The organism is Hymenobacter segetis (assembly GCF_054776495.1).
This window is the reverse complement of record NZ_BAAHBV010000003.1, coordinates 589,028-601,572: the sequence shown is the minus strand read 5'-3', so window position 1 is coordinate 601,572 and position 12,545 is coordinate 589,028. Positions and strand designations below refer to the sequence as shown.

Here is a 12,545-nt window from a genome sequence, read left to right as displayed (position 1 = left end):
ATGCCTGATTTCGTTAACCCCAAGCCAACGCCCCCCATACCCCGTTCCCGCCGCGCCTACGCCGCTTTGCCGCTGCTGTGGGCCGTCGTGGTGCTGGTTCTCACGCTCACCCCTTCTGATGAAATGCCGCGCACGCCCGTGTGGGAGCTGCTGTCGTTCGACACAGCCGCCCATGCGGGCGTGTTCCTGGTTTTGGCGGGGCTGAGCTGGTTCTCGTTGCACCGGCAGCGCCGCTGGCCGCAGTTGGCCCACCACGCCGGCTGGGCCGTACTGGCCGGCAGCATCCTGTTCGGGGCCATCATCGAAGTACTGCAAATGACCATGCGCCTGGGCCGCCACGGCGAGTGGTCCGATTTGCTGAGTGATGGTATTGGCGCGGCGTTGGCTGTGGGCGTGGCCGCCGTCTGGTCGGCCCGCCAATCCGGCCGCCGCGCCCGGCCCTTGGCCAGCGGGCCGTGGCTGGTGCTGGTCGCTGCCGCCACGCTCAGCGCCGCCCCGCTACCCGGGCGGGCACAGAATGCTTTGATAATTCGGGCCCGCGCCCGCCGTACCATCAAAGCCCTGGCGGCTCCCGATATGCACGGCCGGGGCTACGTGAAGCAGGGCGAGCACCTGGCCGCCGCCTACCTGCGCGAACGCCTGAGCGAGCTGAAACTAGTTCCGCTGGCTCCCAACTACACGCAACCCTTTACGCTGGACGTAAACACGTTTCCGGGCCGGGTGAGCGCCTCCATCAAGGCCGATGGACCCGCTGGCAAAATGACGAGCTGGAAAGCCGGTACGGCTTGCATCGCCGCCCCCAATTCGGGTACCGGCACTGCCAAGGGCCGCCTGCTGCTGCTCGATACGCTGGTTTTCACTAAAGCCTCGGTGCAGGCCCGCTACCTGCGCACGCAGTGGAGCAGCCGCGTGCTGCTGCTGCGCGCCGCCGATGCCAACCGCTTGGCCAAGCTGCCCGCCGCCCTACGCCAGCGCCTGAACTCGGCCGCTGCCTGGATAACCGTGGTGCCCAAGCTCACCGCCTCATTGGCCGCCGAGCAAGCGGCGCAGCCCCGCGTGGAAGTGCTGGCCGAAAAGGTGCCCATGTGGCTCGATAAAGCCATTTTTGGCGATACTGCTACCGGCGCGCCCCAGGGCCGCACCGTGTGGAGCACCGTGCGCGTCGATGCCCAACTCCAGCGCAGCTACCAGACCCAGAACCTGGCCGCCGTGGTGCGCGGCTCCATCCGACCCGATTCCTTCCTCATCGTTTCGGCCCACTACGACCACCTCGGCATGATGGGCAAGGACGTGTACTTCCCGGGAGCCAACGACAACGCCAGCGGCGTGGCCCTGCTCCTAGAGCTGGCCGCCCACTACGCCAAACCCGAAAACCGCCCGGCCTACTCTGTAGTCTTTCTGCTTTTCGGGGGTGAGGAAGCCGGCTTGGTGGGTTCCAGCTACTTCGTGGCGCACCCGCTGGTGCCGCTCAAAAGCATCAAGTTCCTGTTCAACCTCGACCTGCTGGGTACCGGCGAGCAAGGCGCTACCGTCGTCAACGGCAAGCTGCTGGAAGCGCCCTATCGTCGCCTAGTGGCCCTCAACGAAGCCCACCACTACCTGCCCGCCCTGGGGGCTCGCGGCCGTGCTGCCAACTCCGACCACTTTCCATTTTCCGAAGCCAAAGTGCCGGCGTTTTTCATGTACACGCGCGGTGGCAGCGCGGCCTACCACGACGTGAACGACCAGCCCAAAGCTTTGTCGCTGGCCGGTTTTGCCGGGGCTTTCGGGCTGGTGCGCGATTTCCTGAACGAAGAAGGAGCCGCCCCCGCCGCAAAAAAATAGTCGGTGGCCGAACTTGCGTTCAACCACCGACTACGGTACTGATTTGCAGGGATATTAACCTTTGGCTTTCAGCGAAAGCATGATTTGCTTGGCGATGGGCTCCCACTCTGGCTTCTGGCGGTCGGCGCAGTTGAAGGTGCAAATCATCAGCTTGCCCTCTACATCGGTGAAGAAAACCAGCGTGTACACCTCGTGGCCCATCTCGGGCTTCATGAATTCGAGGTAGCCCACCTTGCGGTTGTTGATATTTTTCACACCGTCGCCGAACCAGGTGGCATCCTTGTATTGCTTGTGGTAAGTCTTGCCGAACGATGCGGAATACACGTCCACCATGTCCTGGTCGGCGTCGTTGTCGCTGTAGTTGAAGGCGAGGCTGATGAGGTTGTTATTGGTGAAGATAACGCTCGGACGGCTCTGGGCTTTGGCGTAAGCGAAGTCCATCTGCTGCTCGGTCATCACCTCGAAGCCCTTGGGAATGAGGATTTCAACCCGCTCGCTGAGCACACGCTTCTTGACAAGTTCAATTTCAGATGCGGGACGCGCAGCCGTTAGTAAAAGTCCCAGAATACAGAGTAAAAGTGTAGATTTCATACTAATGGGGGATAAGGGTTTGGTTAACTAACTGCCTATTTGTAAACCCAAGTTAGATACAATAATCAGATATCCAACTTTGAACGTACAAATATTGTCATTTTTTTTGAGATGCCGGCTGGGTTGAGCTTAAAATTAACAATAAATGCCTAGCAATCGAACGGTTGGAGGCATCGTGGCTCAGATGATGACCTTACGCAACTTTCCAGCCACATAGCGCCAGGGTCACTATCATATTTCAAAATTAAGTGGTATAGTCCAATTTGGTTGATGTGTTTTCGGCCAACTGGGACTTTTACCGGGCGAACGACAAAGCTGCTGAGGCCAATGCGGATAGCCAAAAAGAAAGGACTGGCTTAAAGAATATTATTCAGCTGCTCTTTGATTTTTTCCAGCTCTTCCTTCATGCCTACCACCAAGTGCTGCACGGTGGCATCATTAGCCTTGGAGCCGATGGTGTTGATTTCGCGGCCGATTTCCTGGGCCAGGAAACCGAGCTTTTTGCCCACGGCCTCGTCGGGCTGGAGCACGGCCTGCTCGAAGTAGGCAAGGTGGGCGGCGAGGCGCACTTTCTCTTCGGCAATGTCCAGCTTTTCAATGTAGTACAGCACTTCCTGCTCGAAGCGGGTGGCGTTGAACTGCTCGTGGCTGGTGAGCTCGGCGAGGTGGCCAGCCAGGCGCTGGCGCACGTGCTCGATGCGGGCGGGGTCGTGCTGCTCCACGGCGGCCAGCTGCTGCCGGATGGTGGCGATGTAGCCCATGATTTCGGTGGTGAGGGTGTGGCCCTCGTCCTGCCGGAACTGCTGCATGGCGGCCAGCGCCTGCATCAGCAGCGGCTGGAGCTCGGCCCAGGTCACGTCTTCGGCGGCGGGCTCGGCGTCGCGCACCTCGCTGGCGCTGGGGATGACGCCCGGCAGGCGCAGGGCGGCCAGGAGGGTGGCTTCGCCGGTGGGCAGGCCCAGGGTGTCGGCCACGGCTTGCAGCTCGTGGTAGGCGGCCGCCAGGGCTTCGCGGTTGAGGGTGGCGGCGGCGCGGGTGGTGGCGGGCCGCACAAAATCGAGGTTGAGGTTGACTTTGCCGCGTAGCAGGGCCTTGGCCACGGTGTTGCGGATTTCGAGCTCGTGGGGGAGCAGGAAGCGGGGCAGGCGCAGGGTCAGGTCGAGGGTTTTGGAGTTGAGCGACTTGACTTCGAGGGTGGCGGTGTAGGCGTCGATTTCGCGGTGGGCCTGGCCGTAGCCGGTCATGGAGAGGAGCATCCGAGGGAAGAATTGCGGTGAGCGGGAAGCAGGGCCACGGGCCGGGGCCAGTGGTTGCGGGTGCAAAGGAACGGCATTCGCGGCGGGTGTTGGGCTGCGGGGCTTTTCGCACCTCAAAAAGGCAAAAAAGGCCGCAAAAGTAGTAGCTCCCGACGGCCCGCGAAGCCTTGAAATCAGGCCGTAACAATAGGACAATGTGCGGGCTACGATGCCGTAATAGGGCCCCGGTAATTTTGCTTCATCTAACCAACATGAAGTGTATGCGGTATTATCTACTCGGGTTTTTGTGGTTGTTTGTGAGTGGTTTAGCCCTGGCTCAGCCGGGCACGCTGGCCGGCAAAGTGACCGATAAAAAGACCAGTGAGGGCGTAATCGGGGCCACGGTGCTGGTGACGGGCACCACCCTAGCGGCCCCCGTGAATGTGGACGGCAGCTACAGCCTGCCGCTGGAGGCGGGCACCTACAACATCACGATGACCTACGTGGGCTACAAGCCGCTCACCTTCGCCGGCATCATCATCAAAAGCGGTGAAACCACGACCCTGAACGGCACGATGGAGGAAAGCGCCACCAGCCTGACCGAGGTGACAGTGACTGGCGTGAAGCAGACTGGCTCCGAAGTGGCCATGATTCAGGACCTCAAAAAAAGCGAGGTGGTGGTGAGCGGTATGAGCAACGACCAGATAGTACGCACCCTAGACCGCGACGCGGCCGAAGTGGTGAAGCGCATTCCGGGCGTGACGGTGCAGAACAACAACTTCATCGTGATTCGCGGCCTGGCCGAGCGGTATAATACCGTATTGCTGAACGATGCCCTCACGCCCTCGGCCGAGGTGGATACCCGCTCGTTCTCGTTTGATATTCTGCCGAGCTCGGTGATTGATAGGGTGTTGATTTTCAAGAGCGGCGCGCCGGAGCTGCCGGGCGAATTTGGCGGCGGCGTGGTGAAGGTGTATACCAAAAACTCGGTGCTTGAGAATACGACCACCTTCACGATTTCGGGCTGGAACCGCTCGACCAATACCTTCAATAGCGGCTACCTGAGCACCGACCACAGCCCGACCGATTTCCTGGGTTTTGACAATGGACAGCGGAAGCTGCCGGGCAGTCTGGCGGGCCTGGCTCCGGCGATTAAGGCTACTCCGGAGCAGCTGTCCGCGATTCGGAACGACCTGCGCAATGAGTTTCTGCCCAAGAGCATTACCTCGCGGCCCGATTTGCGCATGTCGTTGGGTATCAATCGGAAGTTTGAGATTGGCCATGTGTACGTGAGCAATGTCACGTCCGTCTCTTATTCCAATACGCAGGAGCAGTACGACTCGCGCCGGCAGCGCTATGCTTACGACTATGCCAAGGAAAGCCTCTTGCCCGCCGGGCAGCGGGCCGAGCCCGTGCTGAACATCGATTATGTGGATACGCGCAGCATATCGGCGGTGCGGCTGGGGGTAATCCACAACTACCAGGTGCGGCTGAACGACCGCAACCGGATAGAGTTTCGCAACTTTTTCAACCAATACGCCACCGATGAAGTGGTGAACCGGCACTTGGTGAACTTTCCCGATGAGCGGGAGCGCAACGATTACAGCCTGCACTACCAGAGCCGGAGCATTTACTCGGGCCAGCTGAGCGGCAGCCACGAGGCCGGCCCCGCCCGCCGCACCTTCCTGACCTGGGCCACTGGCTACAACTACGTGAACCGCAACGAGCCCGACTACCGCCTCAACAAGCAGGACCGGGAGCTGGTGCCGGGCAAGTTGAGCGATACTAACCCCGTGCCGTTTCAGGTATCCATCAACAATGGCGGCGTGGCCAACTCCGATGCGCGCTTTTTCTCGACGCTGAAGGAAAATACCTACATGGCCAGCGGCCAGATAGAGCGCCGTTTCAATGGCCGCGACACGCTGGGTGTGAACCAGATAAAGCTGCGCCTGGGCTTCTATGCCGAGGAAAAAAAGCGGGACTATGACAGCCGCTACTTCAACTACGTGGCGGGCCGGAATATTAACCCCAGCATCCGCGAGCAGCCGTTGAGCACCATTTTCAGCGCCGCTAACCTGGACCCCGTGAAAGGCCTGACCCTGCTGGAAGGCACCAACCCGGAAGACCGTTATACCGGCAATAACCGCCTGATAGCCGGCTACCTGGGCACCGTGCTCCCGTTTTCCGACAAGTTCAATCTCTCGGGTGGGGTGCGGGTTGAGTACAACCGCAAGAAGCTCGTATCGGGCCGCACCACCGACGAGCCTTATTCCGAGGAGCGCACGTTCGTGCTGCCCTCTCTCAATGCGACCTATAACTTCAACGACCGCAGCCTGTTGCGCGCCGGGGGCAGCATTTCGGTGAACCGCCCCGAATTCCGGGAAATTGCCCAGTACACGTACTACGACGTGAACAATGACTTCTTTATCGAAGGCAATAAAGACCTGGTGACGGCCCGCATTTACAACGCCGACCTGCGCTACGAGTTTTACCCCACGCGCTCGGAGCTGATTTCGGTGGGTGTTTTCTACAAGTATTTCACCAACGCCATCGAGCAGGTGACGTCCTCGAAGCCCAGCGCGGAGCTTTACCTTACCTACCAGAACGCCAAGCAGGCCTACGACGTGGGGGCCGAGCTGGAAGTGCGCAAGTCGCTGGTGGGCCTCACGGAAAGCGCGTTCCTGCAACGCTTCTCGCTGGTAGCCAATTTATCGCTGATTCACAGCCGGGTGGAGCTGGATTCGCTCAATCCCAACAACCGGAACCCGGTGACCAAGAAGCAGTTTGCGCTGCCGCCCCGTGCCTTGCAGGGGCAGTCGCCCTACGTAGTGAACCTGGGCCTGTTTTACCAGGACACCGAAGCCAAGTGGCAGGTGTCGGCGCAGTACAACGTCATTGGGCCGCGCATCACGTTCGTGGGCGATGTCTTCCAGAACCCTTCCATCATCGAGCTGCCGCGCCACACCGTGGACGTGGCCGTGACCAAGGGCATCGGCTCGCACGTCGAAGTTCGGGCCGGGGTGCAGAACCTGCTCAACCAAGAGGTGCGGCAGTACTACGACTTCGACCGCAACGGTGCCATCAACGGCACGGAGGACGGCAAATCCTTTGCCCGCTACAAGCGCGGCGTCTACTCTACGCTGGGTGTGACTTACCATTTCTAGCCCGCTTGCCCGGCGCGGGTAACAATGGCTTAACCACATGATGGCCAAAAGGTAACCGTGCCAGAAACCACGGCCAGTAGAAACGCTCGGACCTTTGCCTCACCAATTATCACCTCCCCAAATCCTGCTTTCGCCATGAAAAAAATTGTACTTCCCGTTCTGCTCGCGCTGGCTTCGCTGGCCGCTCCCTTAGCCTCGCAGGCGCAGACGGCCTGCCCGGCCACGGCTTCCAACGTGGTCACGGTAGCAGCCCAGACCATCACGACCAACACCACTTGGACGCGCAATAATATTTATCTGCTGAACGGATTCGTGTACGTGGATAACAATGCCACGCTCACCATCGAGCCGGGCACCATCATCAAGGGCGACCTGACCAATAAAGGCTCCCTCATTATCCGTCAGGGGGCGAAAATCAATGCCGCCGGTACGGCTACTCAGCCCATCGTTTTCACCTCGAACCAGCCGGCCGGCTTGCGGGCTCCCGGGGACTGGGGCGGCATCATTCTGCTGGGCCGCGCTCCGCAGAACCTGCCCGGCACCCCCACCATTGAGGGCGGCGTAGTAGGCACCTTCGGCGGCAACGACCCGCTGGACAACTCGGGCGTGATGCAGTATGTGCGCATCGAGTTTCCCGGCGTTTCGTTCATCCAGGACAGCGAAATCAATGGCCTGACGCTGGGCGGCGTAGGCGCGGGCACCACCATCGACCACATTCAGGTAACGGCTTCCGGTGATGACTCCTTTGAGTGGTTCGGCGGCACGGTTAACGCCAAGTACCTGATTGCGATGGCCGGCACCGACGACGACTTCGATACCGACAACGGCTTCTCGGGCCGCGTGCAATTTGGGGTGGCCGTGCGCGACCCCCAGCGCGGCGACTACCCCAACAGCGGCGTCTCAAACGGCTTCGAAAGCGACAACGACGCCACCGGTACCGCCAACACGCCCCAGACCTCGGCCGTGTTCTCGAACATGACCGTCATCATGCCCGACCAGACGACGTACGCGGCACCATTTGCCTCCGCCGCCGGGGCGCTGATTCGCCGCAACTCGGCCGAAAGTATTTTCAATTCTGTGTTTGCCAATCGCCGCTACGGCGTGGTGCTGAACAGCAACTCGGCCAACCTGACGACGGCCAATGCCGCCAGCAACGCGCTTCAGCTGCAGAATAACGTGTTTGCCGGCTACACCCCGCTGCCCGGCCGCGTGGCCCGCGTCACCAGCAGCGCCGGCAACACGGCTGGTTTCAACATCAATACTTTCATCGGCAGCAGCAACGATACCACCCGCACCGTGGCCGGCCTCGGGCTGAACGCCGACAACTTCCAGTTTAACGGAGCCTGCGGCAACAACAAGCAGTGCGCGCCAAACTTTGGCCTGCCCACCGCTTCGGCGCTGAACACGGGCGCGGCCTTCACTAGCGCTAAGCTGACCAGCGCCGGCATCGGCGTAAACAGCACCTTCGATGTTGTGAGCTTCCGCGGCGCGTTTGGCCCGGCCGGCACGGCGCAGGCCAACTGGGCCACCGGCTGGACCAACTTCAACCCCCAAATTACCTGCTATAATACGCCCGGCGCGGTACTCGCCAACCGCGAAGTGGTGAGCGCCCCGCTGCAAGCCCTCACCGTATCGCCCAACCCGACCGATGGCACCGCCGCCACCCTGGGCTTCGACGTGAAAACCGCTACCACCGCCACCGTGCGCGTGGTGGACATGATGGGCCGCGAAGTGGCCGTGGTGCTGAACGGCGGCAAGCTGTCGGCCGGCCCGCAGCGCCTGCTGCTGCCCGCCACGCTGGCTCCCGGCATGTACCTGGCCACGGTGACCACCGGCGACATGGTGCAGTCGGTGCGCTTCGTGGTCGCTAAGTAGTTGGGCTGTCATTCCGACGCAGGAGGAATCTGGGTAAAACCGTTTAACAGATTACCTCAGATTCCTCCTGCGTCGGAATGACAAAGGCTATTCGAATACACTATATATGTGTTGATTAAGGCTATGTTATGCTTGAGCTATGAGCCTGTCCCATTCGTGGGGCAGGCTTTTTTGCTGGGATGGAAGTGGATTTGGTTGTTGCCTTATTGTTACCAACCAGTCTGAGGCATAACAATTTCATGAATCAATCTTCATGTTACCCCCTTGGATACCGCCGGAACTTTGTGGCTCAAACATTCCCCCTTCATCATGAAGTATGTTATTGGAGTGCGAGCTGCTTGTTTCAGCTTGCTTTTTCTGGTCATTCAACACCTGGCTTCGGCGCAGGTAACGACATCCGCGCTGAGCGGAAAAGTGACTTCCGACAAGGGCGAAGACCTCATTGGCGTGACCGTGGTGGCCACCAATATGCCCACCGGCACCAAGCGCGGCACCGGCACCGAGCCCGACGGCCGCTTCACCATTCCGAACCTGGCCCCCGGCGGCCCTTATGAGGTAACGGTAACCTACGTGGGTTACAAGGAGCAGAAGATTGACAACGTATTCCTGACCCTGGGCAATACCACCCGCCTCAACTTCGTGCTGGCGGCCGAGGCCCAGGCCCTGAACGAAGTAGTGGTGGTGGGCAACACCCAGGCCACCAAAACCGGGGCCGGCACCAACGTGAGCGGCGCCTCCATCCAGCAGCTGCCCACCATCTCGCGCAGCATTTCGGACTTCACGCGCCTCGACCCGCGCAACTCCAACGGCTCGTTCGCGGGCAGCTCGTTCCGCTACAACAACGTGACCCTGGACGGGGCCGTGAACAACGACGCCATCGGCTTTTCGCCCTCGCTGGGCGGGCAGAGCGGCACCAGCGGCCTGCCCGGCGGCTCGGCCCGCGCCAACCCCATTTCGCTCGATGCCATTCAGGAGATTCAGGCGCAAGTGGCCCCGTATGATGTGAAGCTGGGCAACTTCACGGGCGGCTCGGTGAATGCCGTGACGCGCTCGGGCACCAACGAGGTGACGGGCTCGGTGTATGGCTACGGCCGCAACCAGAACGTGACCGGCCGCAGCATCGACAGCGATAAAGCCAAAATTGGCTCGGAGTACCACGACTACCAGACGGGTTTCCGCATCGGCGGCCCCATCATCAAAAACAAGCTGTTTTTCTTCACCAACGCGGAAATTGCCCGCCGCCAGGAGCCCCAGTTCTACGGGGCCGGCCAGCCCGGCTCGCCGGTGACGGCGGACTTGGCCCAGGCCATTACCAACAAGCTGAACAACTACAACACCGTGATTTCGAACGGCAACGGCGGCGTGGTTCCCAACGCGACCAATACCGGGCCCCAGACCACCACCGCCCGCTACAACGTGGGCGACTATGGCGACTACAACATCCACGCGAACAGCAACAAGATTTTCGGCCGCCTCGACTTCAACCTGGATGAGAAAACCAGCATCGCGCTGCGTCACAACTTCATCACCTCCGAAGCCACCAACCTGGAGCGCTCGGGCAGCCTGTTCAAGTTCGGCTCGCAGGACTACACGCAGCACAACATTCAGAACTCGACGGTGCTGGAAGTGAAGAGCAACTTCAGCAGCAAGTTCTCGAACAACCTGATTCTGGGCTACACCAACATTCACGACTACCGCGACCTCATCGGCGGGCAGGGCAACCTGTTCCCGGCCGTGCAGATTAACGGCGTGGGCACCACCGTGGGCACGCCCGGCACCGCCACCTACTACGCCGGCTCGAACCAGATTCTGCTCGGTTCCGACCGCGAGGCCAGCATCTTCAACACGCGCCAGAAAACGTTCGAGCTGACCGACAACTTCACGTACTACGTGGGCTCGCACGCCCTCACGCTGGGCACGCACAACGAGTTCTACCACATCGATTACGGCTTCATCAACTCCTGGAACGGCCGTATCGAGTACAACAACGTGAACGACTTCCTGAACGACAAGCCCAGCCGCATCCGCGGCACTTACAACAACGGCACGCAGGGCGACAACTCCTATGCCTACAACTACAACAACCCCTCGGCAGCCTTCAATATCAACTTCTACAGCGCCTACCTGCAGGATGAGTGGAACGTGACCGATAAGCTAAAAATCACACCCGGCATCCGCTTCGACATTGCCTCGCTGCCCACCAAGCCCACCCTGAACACGGCCCTAGTGAACAACCCGCAGAACGATGCCAAAACGCTGAACCAGACCTACTCACACACGCCCTGGAGCGAGCTGAACAACAACTACCTGGGTCAGGTGCAGTTTTCGCCCCGTCTGGGCTTCAACTACGATGTGAAGGGTGACCAGTCGTTCGTGATTCGCGGCGGCTCGGGCATCTTCACCGGCCGGGTGCCGTTTGCCTGGTTCGGCTACGCTTATTATAACAACGGCGTGAATTTCAACTCGGTGGACTACAATAATATTCAGGCGGCCTCCAACACCGGCGTGAAAACCGTGTACCTCAACACCGACCCGAACCTGATTTACGCGCAGTTGCCGCCCGCCAACTACAACGCCACCAACCTGAAGGCCGGCCCCACGGAAGTCAATCTGATTGACAACAACTTCAAGATGCCCAAGGTGTGGCGCTCGTCGCTGGCTTTCGATTTCAAGCTGCCCACGGGCACACGCTTCTCGGTAGAAGGCCTATACACCAAGACCTTGCAGGACGTGAAGTTCCAGAACATCAACCTCACCGACAACGTGACCTACCTGGCCAACGGCCCGACGCAGACGCCCGTGTACTCGGCCCCGGCCGGCGGCAACGCTCGGGTAAATACGGGCCTGTCGAACGCCTTTTTCCTGACCAACACCACTCAGGGCTACCGCTACCAGCTTACCGGCTCGGTGGGCCAGACCATTAATAATCTGGTGGATGCTTCGGTGGCCTACACCTACGGCAAGAGCTACGACATCAGCAACGGCATCCGCAACTCGCCCCAGAGCAACTGGGAGCTGAACCCGGCCCTGAACGTGAACGACCCCGCCCTGGCCTTCTCCAACTTCGACCTGCGCCACCGCGTGGTGGCCTCCCTCAACCTGCACAAAACCTTCGCCCAGCGCTTCACCGGCTACTTCACCTCGGTGCTCACCTACGCCAGCGGCTCGCCCTACACCTGGACGTACACCAACTACAACTTCGGCAACGGCCAGCAGAACAACGTGCAGCTGGCCTACATCCCGGCCACGGCCGGCGACATCGCCATCGTGAGCCGCGTTGATGATAAAAGCCCCTACCTGCTCGATGCCAGCCGCAACGCCGCCTTCAACAGCTTCGTGGACGGCGACAGCTACCTGAGCACCCGCCGCGGCCAGTACACCGAGCGCAACGCCGGCCGCACCCCCTGGAACAACCAGGCCGACATCCGCCTGATGCTGGACATGAAACTCGGTAACTTGGACGCCGATGCCGCCGGCATCACGCCCAAAGGCCACACCCTGCAGGTGTCGCTGGACATCATCAACTTCGGCAACCTGCTGAACAGCAACTGGGGCCGTCAGTACTTCGTGCCCAATACCTTCAACTCGACCTTGGGCACCGGCCTCACGCAAGTGGGCTACATCAACAGCGCCGGCACCGTGGCCAGCGGCTACAACGCCGCTACGTTCAATCGCCCGGCCTTCACCTATGGCACGCCGGCCACCTACTCCATCGACCAGCTGGCCTCGCGCTGGCAGGGCCAGCTGGGCCTGCGCTACTCGTTCTAGTCAGCCCGCTCAGTGCATTTTTAAGCCGCTGCTTCCGTTGGGAGCAGCGGCTTTTTTGTGCGCCGACGCTTGGCTCAGGTAGTACCTT

At 60.5% G+C, this 12,545-nt stretch carries 6 protein-coding genes; 4 read left to right on the top strand and 2 right to left on the bottom strand.

Annotation, left to right across the window (positions count from 1 at the left end; translation table 11 throughout):
- The gene (locus ACYU70_RS19415; protein ID WP_342299299.1) at window positions 1–1,824 is read left to right on the top strand and encodes a VanZ family protein; all 1,824 of its coding nucleotides are present in this window, start codon (window positions 1–3) and stop codon (window positions 1,822–1,824) included.
- A gap of 54 nt (window positions 1,825–1,878) precedes the next feature.
- Here the strand turns inward: ACYU70_RS19415 and ACYU70_RS19410 are convergent, their stop codons facing one another.
- On the bottom strand, window positions 1,879–2,415 hold the full coding sequence (locus ACYU70_RS19410; protein ID WP_198069415.1) for a hypothetical protein: 537 nt from the start codon (window positions 2,413–2,415) through the stop codon (window positions 1,879–1,881).
- Window positions 2,416–2,771: 356 nt separating this feature from the next.
- Window positions 2,772–3,671: a YicC/YloC family endoribonuclease gene (locus ACYU70_RS19405; RefSeq protein ID WP_342299300.1), complete on the bottom strand. Its 900-nt coding sequence runs from the start codon at window positions 3,669–3,671 to the stop codon at window positions 2,772–2,774.
- Window positions 3,672–3,931: 260 nt separating this feature from the next.
- Here ACYU70_RS19405 and ACYU70_RS19400 point away from each other — a divergent pair, with 260 nt between their 5' ends.
- The 3 genes from ACYU70_RS19400 to ACYU70_RS19390 all read left to right on the top strand — a co-directional run bounded on the left by ACYU70_RS19400 (window position 3,932) and on the right by ACYU70_RS19390 (window position 12,457).
- Window positions 3,932–6,814 carry a TonB-dependent receptor gene (locus ACYU70_RS19400; RefSeq protein ID WP_460616081.1) on the top strand — a complete coding sequence of 961 codons (2,883 nt, stop codon included), beginning with the start codon at window positions 3,932–3,934 and terminating at the stop codon, window positions 6,812–6,814.
- A 135-nt stretch (window positions 6,815–6,949) separates the two neighbouring features.
- Complete coding sequence (locus tag ACYU70_RS19395) at window positions 6,950–8,689, top strand: T9SS type A sorting domain-containing protein (protein ID WP_342300440.1); 1,740 nt, start codon at window positions 6,950–6,952, stop codon at window positions 8,687–8,689.
- A 309-nt stretch (window positions 8,690–8,998) separates the two neighbouring features.
- Complete coding sequence (locus ACYU70_RS19390; RefSeq protein WP_342300441.1) at window positions 8,999–12,457, top strand: TonB-dependent receptor; 3,459 nt, start codon at window positions 8,999–9,001, stop codon at window positions 12,455–12,457.
- Window positions 12,458–12,545 lie beyond the last annotated feature (88 nt).